This window comes from Dermacoccus sp. MPR-E5, from assembly GCF_058809565.1.
The window spans coordinates 44,426-57,921 of sequence record NZ_JBXASS010000002.1; the positions used below are offsets into that span (position 1 = coordinate 44,426).

At 70.3% G+C, this 13,496-nt stretch carries 13 protein-coding genes; 5 read left to right on the top strand and 8 right to left on the bottom strand.

Annotation, left to right across the window (positions count from 1 at the left end):
• Nucleotides 1–371: 371 nt before the first annotated feature.
• Nucleotides 372–1,865 carry an aminopeptidase P family protein gene (locus AC1RS9_RS01455; protein ID WP_074040394.1) on the bottom strand — a complete coding sequence of 498 codons (1,494 nt, stop codon included), beginning with the start codon at nucleotides 1,863–1,865 and terminating at the stop codon, nucleotides 372–374.
• A gap of 266 nt (nucleotides 1,866–2,131) precedes the next feature.
• Between AC1RS9_RS01455 and AC1RS9_RS01460 the strand changes: the two genes are divergently transcribed.
• Nucleotides 2,132–3,580, top strand: a complete 1,449-nt coding sequence (locus tag AC1RS9_RS01460) for a threonine/serine exporter family protein (protein ID WP_492920271.1) — start codon at nucleotides 2,132–2,134, stop codon at nucleotides 3,578–3,580.
• Between the two features lie 15 nt (nucleotides 3,581–3,595).
• On the opposite strand, the gene AC1RS9_RS01465 is transcribed toward AC1RS9_RS01460, so the two are convergent.
• Together AC1RS9_RS01465 and AC1RS9_RS01470 are read right to left on the bottom strand one after the other, a co-directional pair.
• Nucleotides 3,596–4,441 (bottom strand): hypothetical protein, encoded by an 846-nt coding sequence (locus AC1RS9_RS01465; RefSeq protein WP_473957357.1) that lies wholly within the window; start codon nucleotides 4,439–4,441, stop codon nucleotides 3,596–3,598.
• 28 nt (nucleotides 4,442–4,469) lie between these two features.
• Entirely contained in the window at nucleotides 4,470–4,991 is a 522-nt protein-coding gene (locus AC1RS9_RS01470) for a hypothetical protein (protein WP_143181232.1), read from the bottom strand.
• On the opposite strand from AC1RS9_RS01470, the gene AC1RS9_RS01475 reads away from it, so the two are divergent.
• Nucleotides 4,990–5,838 (top strand): PHP domain-containing protein, encoded by an 849-nt coding sequence (locus AC1RS9_RS01475; RefSeq protein ID WP_473957355.1) that lies wholly within the window; start codon nucleotides 4,990–4,992, stop codon nucleotides 5,836–5,838. The genes AC1RS9_RS01470 and AC1RS9_RS01475 overlap by 2 nt on opposite strands.
• 148 nt (nucleotides 5,839–5,986) lie before the next feature.
• Here the strand turns inward: AC1RS9_RS01475 and AC1RS9_RS01480 are convergent, their stop codons facing one another.
• Nucleotides 5,987–7,471, bottom strand: coding sequence for an AI-2E family transporter (locus AC1RS9_RS01480; RefSeq protein ID WP_006943440.1), 1,485 nt, complete (start codon nucleotides 7,469–7,471; stop codon nucleotides 5,987–5,989).
• Between the two features lie 150 nt (nucleotides 7,472–7,621).
• Nucleotides 7,622–9,235: a DEAD/DEAH box helicase gene (locus AC1RS9_RS01485; protein WP_006943420.1), complete on the bottom strand. Its 1,614-nt coding sequence runs from the start codon at nucleotides 9,233–9,235 to the stop codon at nucleotides 7,622–7,624.
• Between the two features lie 228 nt (nucleotides 9,236–9,463).
• Here AC1RS9_RS01485 and AC1RS9_RS01490 point away from each other — a divergent pair, with 228 nt between their 5' ends.
• Complete coding sequence (locus tag AC1RS9_RS01490) at nucleotides 9,464–10,171, top strand: ferritin-like fold-containing protein (RefSeq protein WP_040014196.1); 708 nt, start codon at nucleotides 9,464–9,466, stop codon at nucleotides 10,169–10,171.
• A gap of 97 nt (nucleotides 10,172–10,268) precedes the next feature.
• Here the strand turns inward: AC1RS9_RS01490 and AC1RS9_RS01495 are convergent, their stop codons facing one another.
• The 3 genes from AC1RS9_RS01495 to AC1RS9_RS01505 form a co-directional block, all read right to left on the bottom strand.
• Nucleotides 10,269–10,535, bottom strand: a complete 267-nt coding sequence (locus AC1RS9_RS01495; RefSeq protein ID WP_006943429.1) for a GlsB/YeaQ/YmgE family stress response membrane protein — start codon at nucleotides 10,533–10,535, stop codon at nucleotides 10,269–10,271.
• 184 nt (nucleotides 10,536–10,719) lie between these two features.
• The gene (locus AC1RS9_RS01500; RefSeq protein ID WP_006943432.1) at nucleotides 10,720–10,941 is read right to left on the bottom strand and encodes a DUF3107 domain-containing protein; all 222 of its coding nucleotides are present in this window, start codon (nucleotides 10,939–10,941) and stop codon (nucleotides 10,720–10,722) included.
• A gap of 140 nt (nucleotides 10,942–11,081) precedes the next feature.
• The gene (locus AC1RS9_RS01505) at nucleotides 11,082–11,717 is read right to left on the bottom strand and encodes a TetR/AcrR family transcriptional regulator (protein ID WP_040014195.1); all 636 of its coding nucleotides are present in this window, start codon (nucleotides 11,715–11,717) and stop codon (nucleotides 11,082–11,084) included.
• 91 nt (nucleotides 11,718–11,808) lie between these two features.
• Here AC1RS9_RS01505 and AC1RS9_RS01510 point away from each other — a divergent pair, with 91 nt between their 5' ends.
• Both AC1RS9_RS01510 and AC1RS9_RS01515 read left to right on the top strand, forming a co-directional pair.
• Nucleotides 11,809–13,122 (top strand): HesA/MoeB/ThiF family protein, encoded by a 1,314-nt coding sequence (locus AC1RS9_RS01510; protein ID WP_492920276.1) that lies wholly within the window; start codon nucleotides 11,809–11,811, stop codon nucleotides 13,120–13,122.
• A gap of 7 nt (nucleotides 13,123–13,129) precedes the next feature.
• Nucleotides 13,130–13,432 (top strand): MGMT family protein, encoded by a 303-nt coding sequence (locus AC1RS9_RS01515; protein WP_115297078.1) that lies wholly within the window; start codon nucleotides 13,130–13,132, stop codon nucleotides 13,430–13,432.
• Nucleotides 13,433–13,496: the final 64 nt, after the last annotated feature.

A 13,496-nucleotide genomic window follows, 5' to 3' on the forward strand; every position in this document is an offset into this window, starting at 1 on the left:
CGACGGCCGGGGCGCATGCGCCCCGGCCGTCGTGTTCGCTCGGTGCGCCGGCCGTTCGGGCCGAAACGCCCGCACCCGCTTCTCGTTCTCGACCTCGCAGGCTCGGTCGAGAACTCGGCGGATGCGGGCGTTTCGGCGTCCGCGTCGATGGTGTTCACCGGCGGGGCCGGTGCCTCGTGATGTCGCGCTCTGCGGCATCGCGGCCGCACACCGTCGGGCGCCCGGCAGCTCTAGCCGCGCCGCAGGTCGCCTGCCCAGATCAGTTCCTTTTTCGAGCTGGACGCCCGCGCGGTGTCGCACCGAGCGGGCAGATGACGAGGGCGAGCCCGCAAGCCCTCGTCATCTGCCCGCCGGATCAGCGTGAGGACGATTCACCGGCTCCAGACGTCGCGCATCCAGGCCTCGACATCGTCGGGGTCGCGCGGCAGCGACGCCGACAGGTTCTCGTTGCCGTCCTCCGTGATGAGGATGTCGTCCTCGATACGCACACCGACGCCGCGGAAACGATCCGGCACCAACTCGTCGTCCGCCTTGAAGTACAGGCCCGGCTCGATCGTGATGATCATGCCCGGCTTCAACTCGGCGTCCATGTAGTCCTCCTTGCGCGCAAGGGCGCAGTCGTGGACGTCGAGGCCGAGGTGGTGGCTCGTACCGTGCACCATCCACCGACGGTGGAACTGGCCGTTCTCCGGGTCGAGCGTCGCCTCGACGTCGACGCCGTCAGGCAGCAGACCCCAGCCGTGCAAACGCTCCGCGATGACGCGGATCGTCGCGGCATGCACGTCCGAGAACTTCGCGCCCGGCTTCGCCGCCGCGAGCCCAGCCTCCTGCGCCGCGAGCACCGCCTCGTACACCTCACGCTGCGCGGGGGAGTACGTGCCGTTGACGGGCAGGGTGCGCGTCACGTCAGCGGTGAACAGCGAGTCGACCTCGACGCCCGCGTCGACGAGGATGAGGTCGCCGTCCTTGATGTCGCCCGTGTTCTTGATCCAGTGCAACGTGTTCGCGTGATCGCCGCTCGCACAGATCGAGTCGTAGCCGACGCCGTTGCCCGCATGGCGTGCATGCAGGCCGAAGACACCCTCGACCCAGCGCTCACCGCGCCCGCGACGCACCGCCTCCGGCAGATCGGCGACGACGGCCTCGAACCCGCGCGCGGTCGCGTCGCACGCCTCGCGCATCTGACCGACCTCCCACGCATCCTTCGTCAACCGCGCCGTCGACAGCCACCGGCCGAGCTCCAGATCGCGCTCCTGCGCCTTCTCGGTGGTGGCCTCGTCGAGGTGGGCGCGGATCTGCTCGACCTGCGCCGTGACGTCGACGTCAGCGTCACGTACGACGAGCACCTCCGTCGCGCCCGCGTCCTTGGCCGCAGCGTCGGGGAACTCATCGATGTGACGAGCGGTGATGCCGAGCTCGTTCGCCATGTCCTCGAGCGTCGGTCGCGCACCGACCCAGAACTCGCCGTAGCGGCTGTCACCGAAGAACTCCTCGGTGTCGCGCCCGGCGAGCGGGCGGAAGAAGATCTGCGCCTCGTGCCCGCCCTCGGCCAGCGGCTCCAGGACGAAGACGGCGTCCGGCTCGCGGTCCGCGCCGAGACCCGTCAGCCACGCGAACGCGGTGTGCGGGCGGAACACGTAGTCACAATCGTTGCTGCGCACCTTCAACCCGCCGGCGGGCACGACGAGACGGGCCCCCTCGAAGGCCGCCGAGAGGGCCTCGCGTCGCGCGGGCGTCAGGTCGGCGACCTCGGCGCGGGGCGTCGGCTCGGTGCCGCGCGGCGCCCACCCGGAGGCGACGAACTCTCGGAAGGCCGCCCCACCCGGGCGGCTGCGGTGCTCTGCTGTCTGCTGCTTCTCACTCACCCGTCCATTCTGCACCCCGGCCCCCGACATGTGGCGGACGGTGTGCGCCCAGTTCGCCGCATCCCCCACAATGGCTGGGCCGACAGAAGTGACGAGACGAGGTGCAGGCGCGACATGGTGAATCCCGACGGCCCCAGGCCACCCCGACACCGCCGTCGGCGACCCCGTTGCCGGCGCCGCGTCGTGCCGCGCCGAGCAGCCCCGAGAGCCGCCCTGTGCAGGCCCACCCCACGAAACCCGCCGCGGCCACGACGAGCGCCCCGCGGATGCCACGTACCGGCGCGACGCGGGTGCGCGGTCGGGCGATGTCCGTCATCCGTCCGAGCGGGCCGCCGACGAAGCCGATCTCGGTGCGCGGCACCAACGACCGCGTCTCCGAGTGGCACACGCGCGCCGTCATCGACTTCTGCCTCCGCCTCGGAGAGGCGATGCTCGTCACCGGCGCATCCGTGGCCGACACCACCGCGTCGCTGCTGCGCGTCGGGCGCGCCTACGGGCTCCAGGGCGCGCACGTCGACATCACCTACACGTCCGTCACGATCTCGATGCATCGCGGCGTGCACCGCGACCCGATCACCGTCATGCGCATCATCATGCACTTCGGCACCGACTACTCGCGGCTCGAGGCGTTGCACCCCCTCGTGCGCGACATCGCCCGCGACCCCGACGACCCGGGCGAGATCGACGACAACCTCTACACCCTCGAACGCATCCTCGAGCAACCGCACGTGTACCGCCGCGGCGTCATCACCTTCGCGTGGGCGCTCATGGGAGCAGGCGTCGCGATGCTGCTCGGCGGCAGCACGGCCATGGTCCTCGTCGCCGGGCTGTCCACGGCGGTCGTCGACCGCATCCAGTACGCCGTCGCGCGCGCCGGTGTCTCCGCGTTCTTCGGGCAGATGCTCGGTGCGATGTTCGCGACGGCTATCGCCGTCGGCCTGCTCGTCGTCCACCAACACGCGGAGACGATCATGTGGCTCGGACAGGTGAGACCCTCCCTGGTCGTCGCCTCCAGCGTCGTCGTGCTCCTCGCAGGCATGAGCGTCGTGACGGCTGCGCAGGACACACTCGACGGCTTCTACCTGACCGCCGGCGCGCGCACCTATGAGGTCGTCCTGCTCACCGGCGGCGTCGTCGCGGGCGTGCTGCTCGTCCTGAGCATCGCCCAGCGCTTCGGCGTCGACCTCGTCATCGTCGAACGCTCCAGCAGCTTCGCCGGCTCTGTTCTCACCCAGATCGTGGCAGCCGCACTCATCGCCGGTGCCTTCGCCGTCTCCGCGTACTGCGCTCCGCGCACCGTGCTCGCCGCCGTTCTCACCGGCGGATTCTCGTGGCTGCTGTTCGGGACGCTCATGTGGGGTGTCGGCACCAGCGAGCCCGTCGCCGCAGGAGGTGCGGCCCTCGTCGTCGGGGCGCTGGCACCATTCGTGGGGACACGGGTGCACGTGCCGAGCATCGCACTGATCACCGCGGGCATCGTGCCCTTGCTGCCGGGGCAGGCGGTCTACCGGGGCATCATGATGTTCATCACCGAGGGCGAGAACACCCTGTGGCAGACCACTCTGCTCAACGCCGTCCTCATGGGCCTCACGCTGTCAGTCGGCGTGTCGCTCGGCACGCTGCTCGGCCGTCAGGTCAGCGCGGGCGCCGACTCGCTCACCGCGCGCGTCGTGCGACGGACCGTCAGCGAGACGACGAACGACACCGCCGCCTGAGCGGCGCGGAGTGCGTCAGCGGACCGTGCTCGAGGCGGTTGCGCTGGCAGGTCGGGCGGTGCCCGAGCTCTGGGCGGGCTTCGATGCTGCGGATGACGAGGCAGGCGCCGAGGACGCACCCGACGACGACGGCGCGACGCTCGTCGTCGGCACCGCCGCCGGAGTCGTGCCACTGGCCGTCGAGCCGGCGTCACCCTTCTTGGTCCACGACCAGCTGGCGAGCAGCGCCGTCAACGCCGACTCGTCGCGGGCGGCGTCAGCCTTCGCGCCGGTCAGGGTGACGGAGTACAGCACCTTGTCGTGCGCGAGCATCACGTAGCTGCGCTTGAGGTCGACGTTCTTCTCCGTCGAGGTCGCCGTGAAGCCGACGGCCTTCTCACCGCCGACGGTGCGGTCGGGCAGGGCGGCCACCGATGCGCCGCTCTGCTTGGCCTGCAGCGACGCCCGGCGCAGCGTGCCCTCCAGCTCGGGCGCAGGCGTGACGCTGGAACGCGCGACGACGATCGTGGGCGCGACGTCGTGCGCGAGAGTCGACGACGACAGGTAGGCGACCGATTTCGGCTGGGACGTGAGATTCCACCCAGCCGGCACGACGAAGTTGAACGCGCCGTCCGAGCTGACGACGGACCCGGGGCTGGGGGAGGTGATGGCACTCGGGTTGGACGACGCCGTCGTCGCCGAGGAGCTCGCGCTGAACGGGGTCTGGGTCGCCGAGACATCCTTGGGGTCGGCTCCCGAGCTGCACGCACTCAACGCGACGAAGCCGGTGGCCGTGACGAGCGCTGCGACGCCGCGTGCGGCCCGACGGAGCGAGCGGCGGCGCGCTCGCGGGGTCATATCGAAGGGGCCCTGCTTCACCATGGTCGAAACCCTAGCGACGCGAGCGGTCTCAGCGTGTGCGGCGCGCGGCGCGGGCAGCGCCCTGTGATGACAACCACGGCGTCACCGGGCGACGCCACAGCAGGTAGACGGTCGCGAGGCCGAGCGTCATCGTCACCGCACCGATGAGGGCGCCGGGGCCGAACGAGCGCACGCCGGACAGCAGGAAGGTGAAGGTGTAGACGATGGCGAGGACGGTCGCGCACGTGCGCCCGGAGGCGCGACCGCGCAGACACAGGCGCGCCACGAGTAACCACAGCACGACGCAGAATGCGCCCGTGACGAGACCAAACCAGCGGGCCTGATCCGTCGCCCGCTCCAACTCACCGGCGGGCAGGGTGCGCCGCTGGAACTCGTGCGCGAGCCGCGCCGTCTGAGCGCGGGTGCCGTCACGATCGAGCCATGCGACGAGCGTCGAGACGGCCTGCACGAGCGCACCGGCCATCATGCAGGCAACGGCCCGCCGCACCGGACGCGGCGCGTGCTCACCCATGCCTGCCCTCACGGGCAGCAACACTAACCTGTCACCCATGCGTATCGACCTGCACACCCACTCGAACCGCAGCGACGGCACGACGAGCCCCGCCGACGTCGTCGCGCAGGCATCGGAGGCGGGGCTCGACGTCGTCGCGCTCACCGACCACGACACGACCCGCGGGTGGGACGACGCCGCCGACGCCGCGCGCCGCGTCGGCATCGACGTCGTACGGGGCATCGAGATCTCCTGCCGCCATCGTGGCATCAGCATCCACCTGCTCGCCTACCTTCCGGCTCCCGAGGGAGAGCTGTTCGACGAGATGGAACGTGCCCGCGAGTCGCGGGTGACGCGCGCCGAGCGCATGGTCGAGCGGCTCGGACGCGACGTGCCGATCACGTACGAGCAGGTGCTCGCGCAGGCGGGGCCGGACGCGACGATCGGGCGCCCCCACATCGCCGATGCGCTCGTCGCGAACGGCGTCGTGCCCGATCGCAGCACCGCCTTCGAGCACCTGTTGAGCAATTCGGGCCCCTACCACGTCGGTCACTACGCCATCGACCCGGTGCGCGCCGTCACCCTCGTGCGGGCGGCCGGCGGGGTGCCCGTCATGGCGCACCCCTTCGCGGACGTCCGTGGACGCGTCGTCGACGACGCCGTCATCGAGGAGATGATCGGCGCCGGGTTGCTCGGCCTCGAGGCCCACCACCGCGACCACACGCCCGAGCAGGTGCGCCACGCCCGCGACCTCGCGCGGACGCACGATCTGCTCGTCACCGGCTCGAGCGATTACCACGGCGACGGCAAGCCGAATCGACTGGGGGAGAACACGACCGAGCCCGACCAGTACGAACGCCTCGTCGCGCTCGCGACGAGTGACGTGGGAGTCTTGCGCGGGCGCTGACGCGGTGCTGACGGCGGGTGCCGGGCGTCCGGCGGGCATGACGACGGCGCCGGAGCGAGCCCTGCTCACCCCGGCGCAGGACGCGACGTCGACGGATGCCTGATCGAGGTGGCCCCGGCTCGAACCCGGGCACCCGATCATCTTCCCCTCAGCGTTTGAGGCGCGAACGCAACGCACTCACGACGGCTCCCAGGCCATGCGTGGGCTGCTTCGTGGTCGAGGCGGCGAGAGCGTCGCCGTCGCCGTCCGCGACGGCCTCGCGCGAAGCCTTCTCCTCATCGGTCTCGCGTGCGCCCCATTCGCCGAGGCGGCGGAGGCGCTCGGTGCGCAGCGCCGCGATGCGCCCTCGATCGGTGCGGTACTCGAGGTCGGCGACGGTGACGGTGCCGGAGCGCAGGTCCACCTGTTCACCGATGTAGCGGAACAGCACCGCCAGCGTCGCGACGACGGGGACGGCGAGGAAACCGCCGATGACGCCATGGTCCTCGGAGCCGGCCGCGATGCCGAGCAGCACGAGGACAGGGTGCAACGACATCGAGCGGCTCTGCAGCAGCGGCTGCAGGATGTGCCCCTCGAGCTGCTGCACGAGGATGATGATGACGAGGACGATGATCGCTGTCGTCACCCCCTTCGTCACCAGCGCGACGAGGACGGCGAGTGCGCCGGCGACCGTCGCACCGACGATCGGGATGAACCCGCCGAAGAACGTGATGACGCACAGCGGCAGGGCCAGCGGCACACCGCATGCGATGAGACCGATGCCGATGCAGACCGAGTCGATGGCCGAGACGATCGCCTGGGTGCGGATGAACCCGGACAGGGTCTGCCACGCGCGGGTGAACACCTCGGTGACGTGAGCGCCGGTGCGCTCACCCGTGACGAGCCGCACCCACGGCAGGAAGCGGTCGCCGTCCTTGATGAAGAAGAACGCGAGGATGAGGCTGAGGACGAGGGTGACGAGGATGCTGCCGACCGTCGTCACGCCGCTGAAGACGCCCGAGGCGATGGCATCGCCCGACGTCTTGAGCTTCTCGTTGATCACGTTGACTGCGTTGTCGATCTGGGTCGCCGGGATCTTCAACGGCGGGCCCTGCAACCAGCGTTGGATCTGGGAGACGCCCTCCATCGACTTGCGTGCCAGCTCGGGCGCCTCGGCTGCGACGGTCGGGACGATCGCGGCGATGATGCCACCGACGACGAGCAATCCGCCGAGCACGCTCGAGAGCGCCGCCAGGGCGGGGCGCACGCCGCGGCGACGCAACCAGGCGGCAGGCGGCCACAGGACGGTCGTGATGAAGAGACCGAGGATCAGCGGCAGGATGATGACCCAGAACGGTGTGAGCGCTCGCCACACGAGATAGAACGTGACGATGATGATGCTGATCCGCAACGACCAGCGCGCGAACGAGGCGAAACCGTCCGAGATGATGCGCGAGCGGTCCTCGGACGCCCGTGACTCGGGCTCGTGCGGGTCCTGCTTCTCGACGCGGGCATCGCGGTTGCGTGCGTCGAGCGTCAGCTCGTCGCGCTCTTCGGGCGGGGTGGACGGAGGCGAGGCGGAATCGGCCGGTAGCGGCGTCGAGTCATCGGCCGCGGGCGGCGTCAGGGCCGGGTCCGGAGGTGAGGCAGGCATGGGTGCCCTTTCGGATCAACGGTCATTTGTCGTGAAGCGTACTGAGAGTGATGACACAGGCGCGAATGCGGCGCGAGGCGCCCGGTGCTCGCCCGCGTCACGTCTGAACGAGTGCGGACGGCGCCGGGCGCCTCGCGCCGGGAGGGTGCGTCAGTCGGCGGCAGACGTCTCACCCGCGCCACCGCGGGTGCGACGGCGACGTCGGCGCGGCTGCGACGAACCGCCGGAGCCCTCGGTGCTCGCGGCGTCACGGCGCGGGCGACGCTCGCTCGAGCCACCCGAGGCCTGACGTTCGCCGCCGCGACCACCGGAGCGCCCGCCTCGTCCCCCCGATCGGCCGCGCTCGTCGTCACGGCGCGGACGACGCTCGCCGCGCTGATGCGAGTCGCCTCGCCCCGTCTCTCCAAGATCTTCGACGCGCTCGGCGTCGAGGCCTTGGCGGGTGCGCGCCGACTTGGGCAGGCTGCCGGTCGCGTTCGCGGGGATCTCGAGATCCTCGAACAGGTGCTCGGAGCTGGAGTACGTCTCCTCGGGTTCGGGGATGCCGAGGTCGAGGGCCTTGTTGATGAGCGCCCAGCGGTGCAGGTCGTCCCAGTCGACGAGGGTGACGGCGATGCCCGTCTTGCCCGCGCGGCCGGTGCGGCCGATGCGGTGGACGTACGTCTTCTCGTCCTCCGGGCACTGGTAGTTGATGACGTGCGTGACGTCCTCGACGTCGATGCCGCGCGCGGCGACGTCGGTCGCGACGAGGACGTCGACCTTGCCCGAACGGAACGCACGCAGCGCCTGCTCTCGGGCGCCCTGGCCGAGGTCGCCGTGCAGCGGAGCGGCCGCGAAGCCGCGCGAGATGAGCTCGTCGGAGACCTTGGCGGCCGTGCGCTTGGTGCGGCTGAAGATGATCGTCAGGCCGCGGTCCTTCGCCTGCAGGATGCGGGCGAGCATCTCGACCTTGTCCATCGCGTGCGCGCGGTAGACGAACTGCTCGATGTTGGAGGCCGTCTCGGCCTCGCTCGCGTCGTCCTGCATGGCGCGGATGTGCGTCGGCTGCGTCATGTAACGACGCGCGAGGGTGACGACGGCGCCCGGCATCGTCGCGGAGAACAGCATCGTCTGACGCCCACCCGGCGTCATTGCGAGGATCTTCTCGACGTCGGGCAGAAAGCCCAGGTCGAGCATCTCGTCGGCCTCGTCGAGCACGAGGCAGCCGACGTACGCCAGGTCGAGGTGACCACGCGTCGCGAGGTCGATGATGCGACCCGGCGTGCCGACGATGACCTCGACACCTTTCTCGAGGCGCTCGACCTGCGGCTCGAACGCGCGACCGCCGTAGATCTGCGCGATGCGGATGCCGCGCTTCTTCGCGGCGGCCTCGAGGTCGGAGGCGACCTGGACGGCGAGCTCGCGCGTCGGGACGACGACCATCGCCTGCGGCTTGCCCTCGGGCGCGGGGACGGCGGCCTTCGACGTCTCACCCGGCGCGGTGACGCGGCTGAGCAGCGGCACTCCGAAGCCCAGGGTCTTGCCGGTGCCGGTGCGCGCCTGGCCGATGATGTCGTGCCCCGAGAGCGCGACGGGCAGCGTCATCGCCTGGATGGGGAAGGGATGGACGATCCCCTTCTCTTCGAGGGCGGCGACGATGTCGGGGTGGATGCCGAAGTCGGCGAATGTCTGCTCGGCGATGGGCTCAGGGGCCGCTTCGGCCTCGATGGAGGTGATGCCGGCGGAGTCGAGCTCGGCAGCCGTGGGCTGGTTGTCGTTGATCACGATCGTGCTTCCTGTGTCGCCCCGGGGCCTCGGAGGCCGCGCCGGGGATGATGAGAGCCGATCGGAGGTCTGCGCGCCGCGCGGCCTCGCGTGCGGAGGTGGGCGGCGGGAGTGGGCGTCTGTCGTATGACGCCCGCACGTGCCGGGAGGGGCCGATCGGTCACCCGTGGTCATCTCGAGTCTACCCACGCGCGCCACACCTGTTCGACGCCACGCTACGATCGCTGCATGAGCGAGCCTGTGACGCCTGATCCGAGCCCTTCACGCACGATCGAGGACGAGACGTACCGGGCGGGGGTGATCGACCTGCTGAGCGTCATCGCCTACGGCGAGCTCTCCGGCGCCTTCGCGACGGTGGCGGACGCCGCTCGCGCCCCGCGCCTCGACCACAAGCTGGCGCTCGCGCGCATGGCGCGCGGCGACTTCGACCACTACGAGCAGCTCGCCGGCCGTCTGCGCGACCTCGGCGTCGAGCCCGAGGACTCGATGCAGCCGTTCACGGCCGCCATCGATGAATGGCACCGTCGTACGCCGCCCGCCGATTGGTACGAGGGCCTCATGAAGGCCTACGCCGGCGCCGCGATCGCAACGGATTTCTATTCGGAGATCGCGCGCTACGTCGACCCCGAGACGCGTTCGCTCGTCGAGCGTGCCGTCGACAGCGATGAGCAGGACGCGTTCATCATGAGCGTGCTCAGCGACGCCATCGCGGCCGACCCGCGAGTGGGTTCGCGTCTCGCACTGTGGGGGCGCCGCCTCGTCGGTGAGGCCCTCAGTCAGGCTCAGCGCGTCGCGGCGACCCACGACGGGCTGACGGCCCTGCTCGTCGACGACGGCTCCGGCGTCGGCGCGGACCTCGCCGAGCTGACGCGCATGTTCGAGCGACTGACGTCGAATCACACGCGCCGCATGGAGGCCTTGGGGCTCACGGCGTGAGCGCCTGACCTCTGACCTGATCGCGGAAACGCAGAAGCCCGGCCCCAGGAGGGGCCGGGCTTCTTCACCTGCGCAGCGGAGCTGCGCGAGCGACGGATCAGACGCGGTTCTTTCGACCCACCAGCGTGAGGTAGATGGTGATGAGAACCATCGCGCAGATGATGCCCACGATGAAGGGGATGATCTCGAAGCCGCCGTTGGAGTTCTTGTAGCCGAACTGGGTGGTCAGCCAGGAGCCGAGGGCGGAGCCGACGATGCCGAGGATGATCGTCATGATGATCCCCATGTTCTGGTCGCCCTTGAGGAACAGGCGGGCGAGGGCGCCGATGATGAGGCCGCCGATGATCGAGCTGATGATGCCCATGGTGAGTCTCCTATGAGTTCGGCTGGGCTCCGGTATGTCCCAACGTTTGTCTCCACCTAAGCCAATCGGCGGTCGCATTTCAACCATCGAGACCGGCGAGGTGCTAGATGCGTTATTCCTTCGTTACGCGACGGCGGGCGTTCACCCCTTTGGGGTGAACGCCCGTGACCGCTTCGGGTGAACGTCAGCCGCCGAAGCCGACGCGGCCCTTCTGCTCCGCCGCGATGTCGACGTAGCCGATGGCGGAAGCCGGCACGGTGACGCTGTGGCCGCGCTCGTCACTCAGCGTGAGCGGGGTGCCGCTGTCGAGAGCCGCGCGCACGTGCTCGCGCACCGCGTCGGCGTTCTCGTGCGAGTCGATGACGACCTCGCGGGCGACGTTCTGGACGCCGATTCGAACCTCCATGGTTCTCCTCCTTCTCGTCGCGTGCGGAACGCGATCAGTGGTGGACGTGTGGGTGAGATCAGCGTGCCCCATCGGCGACGCCGGAATCATCCCAGGGGGTGAGAAGCCACGCGACTCACCCGTCGTATGGGTGCAACGCCTCAGCGCTCGATTTCATCCCCGCCGGTCTTCGGGAACCCGCCGAGGCCGCGCCAGCCCAGCAGACCGACGATGCGCGCGGCCTCCTCGCGGGGGATCGGCGAACCCGTCGTGATCCAGTAGCGCGCGACGACCTGCGACATGCCGACGAGGGCGACGGCGACGAGCGTCGCCTGCTCCGTCGGAAGCTCCGTGTCCTCCTGCACGACCTTGGCGACCTCGGCCGCGGTCTCCGTCAGCATGCGTTCGACCTTCTCGCTGACGGCGGGCTCGTTCGTCAGATCCGATTCGAAGACGAGGCGGAAACCCGCGTCCTCGCGCTCGACGAAGGCGAAGAACGCGCCGATCGCCGCGGCGACGCGCTGGCTGTTGTCGGACGTCGACTCGATGGCCTCGCGCACGAGGAGCGGCACCTCACGCGTGTGCTGCTCGAGCAGCGCCAGGTACAGGTCGAGCTTGCCGGGAAAGTGCTGGTAGAGCACCGGCTTGCTGACGTGGGCGCGCTCCGCGATCTCGTCCATCGCCGCACTGTGGTAGCCGGATTCGACGAAGACGGACTGCGCCGCCTCCATGAGTTGGGCTCGCCGCGCCGATCGGGGGAGGCGTCCGCGTTTGGTCGAATCGTCCACGTGGGTCATGGATGAGGCTCCTTGCTCGTCGGTCATAAGCTGGGTGCGACTTTATCGCCCATGGGCCATCTCGGTGGCCCGGTCACGGAATGAGGTGCCTGTGCGAGACGCCCAGCCCGACGATCCCGGCGCCCGACGATACGCGCGCCACCACTCGCTGGCCGGCTTCGGGGTGACCGGGCAGCGACGGTTGGCAGCGGCGCGGGTGCTCGTCGTGGGCGCCGGCGGGCTCGGCTCACCCGTCATCTCCTCGCTCGCCGGCTGCGGCGTCGGGCACCTCGTCGTCATGGATCCGGACGTCGTGGAGATCTCCAACCTGCCGCGTCAGCTCATCCACACCGAAGCCGCGATCGGCACGGCGAAGGTGACGTCGGTGCAGCGCGCCGTCGCGGCGCAGAACAGTGGTGTCGAGGTGAGTGCGCTGCCCGAGCGCCTCAGCGTGACGCGGGCGCTCGAACTCGTCGCCGAGGTCGACGTCGTCGTCGACTGCACCGACAGCATCGAGGCTCGCTACGTGCTCAACGACGCCTGCGTGCTGCTCGGCGTACCGCTCGTGTGGGCGTCGATCGCGCAGTATGCAGGGCAGTTCGGCGTCGTCGAGCCCGCAGTCGGGCCGTGCTATCGGTGCGTCTTCCCCGATCCGCAGGCCGTCGCCGGGCTCGCGACGTGCGAGGAGGCGGGGGTGCTCGGCGTGCTGCCGGGCGTGCTCGGCGCGATGCAGGCCGTCGAGGTGATCAAGCTGTGCTCCGGCATCGGCGCTCCGGCGCGCGATGCGATCCGGTTGTACGACGCCCTCGGCGCGACGATGGCGACGCTGCCCGTCGCGCGCGACCCCGAGTGTGGCGTCTGTGGGCTCGAAGCGGGGTACTTCGAGAGGGTTGCCGGCCTCGAGGGGGTGGATGCGCCTCCAGGGTTCGCTGATTTCGGTGGATCTGGTGGTTTTGGTGGTCTCGGTGCGGCGGGTGGCCCTGGGGCCGACGGGCGCGCGGCGGCGTCAGGCGCGGTGGCCGAGATCGGGCCGCAGGAGTGGCCGGACGCGGGGTTCGTCCTCGTCGACGTGCGCAATCCCGATGAGGTCGAGGCGGCGCCGTTGCCCCCATGGATGACGGTGGGCGCCGACGAGACGTTCGTCGAACCCTGGGCCGGCGGCTGGAACGAGACGACGCGAGCGTCCGTGCACGCGCGGGTGGGGGAGCGCGACGTCGTGCTCGTCTGTGCGCGCGGTGCGCGTTCGCGTGCGGCCGCGGGGGTGCTGGGTGCGAGTGCGAGTGCGATAGAGCATGCTGCTGCGTCGGGCCGGGAGGCGGCCTCTGGTCAGGATGTGACGCCGGGCGATGATGCGGCGGCTGATGGATCGTCGAGGCGCTCGGGTCGCATCCTGAGTGTGCGTGGGGGCCTGGCGGCGGCGTCATGAGGCCGGCATGACGGGCGGGGCGCGCGACGAACTGAGCGAATCGGTCGCCGAGGTCGTCGCCGACGTGCCGCCGGGGCGCGTGACGACGTACGGTGCCGTCGCCGCGGTCGTCGGCACGGGCGCACGTCAGGTGGGGCGCATCCTCGCGGACGGTCGGCCGGGGTGGCCGTGGTGGCGGGTGACGAACGCGCGGGGGCTGTTGCCGGAGGCGCTGAGGGCGCAGGCGTTCGAGCAGTACGAGGCGGAGGGGACGCCGACGCGAGGTGAGGGAGTCGACCTGCGTCGGGCTGGTTGGGTGCCTCCGTTCTGACGGGTGGGTGACGAAAAATTCCGCGGAATCCCGGCGTTGTCGGCGCGCTGTGCTGGGATGACAT

Excerpts from the sequence above, each read along its gene's own strand:
- AC1RS9_RS01460 (WP_492920271.1), top strand. The coding sequence starts at position 2,132 with ATGCCACGTACCGGCGCGACGCGGGTGCGCGGTCGGGCGATGTCCGTC.
- AC1RS9_RS01465 (WP_473957357.1), bottom strand. The coding sequence starts at position 4,441 with ATGGTGAAGCAGGGCCCCTTCGATATGACCCCGCGAGCGCGCCGCCGC.
- AC1RS9_RS01475 (WP_473957355.1), top strand. The coding sequence starts at position 4,990 with ATGCGTATCGACCTGCACACCCACTCGAACCGCAGCGACGGCACGACG.
- AC1RS9_RS01470 (WP_143181232.1), bottom strand. The coding sequence starts at position 4,991 with ATGGGTGACAGGTTAGTGTTGCTGCCCGTGAGGGCAGGCATGGGTGAG.
- AC1RS9_RS01480 (WP_006943440.1), bottom strand. The coding sequence starts at position 7,471 with ATGCCTGCCTCACCTCCGGACCCGGCCCTGACGCCGCCCGCGGCCGAT.
- AC1RS9_RS01490 (WP_040014196.1), top strand. The coding sequence starts at position 9,464 with ATGAGCGAGCCTGTGACGCCTGATCCGAGCCCTTCACGCACGATCGAG.
- AC1RS9_RS01495 (WP_006943429.1), bottom strand. The coding sequence starts at position 10,535 with ATGGGCATCATCAGCTCGATCATCGGCGGCCTCATCATCGGCGCCCTC.
- AC1RS9_RS01500 (WP_006943432.1), bottom strand. The coding sequence starts at position 10,941 with ATGGAGGTTCGAATCGGCGTCCAGAACGTCGCCCGCGAGGTCGTCATC.
- AC1RS9_RS01505 (WP_040014195.1), bottom strand. The coding sequence starts at position 11,717 with ATGACCCACGTGGACGATTCGACCAAACGCGGACGCCTCCCCCGATCG.
- AC1RS9_RS01515 (WP_115297078.1), top strand. The coding sequence starts at position 13,130 with ATGACGGGCGGGGCGCGCGACGAACTGAGCGAATCGGTCGCCGAGGTC.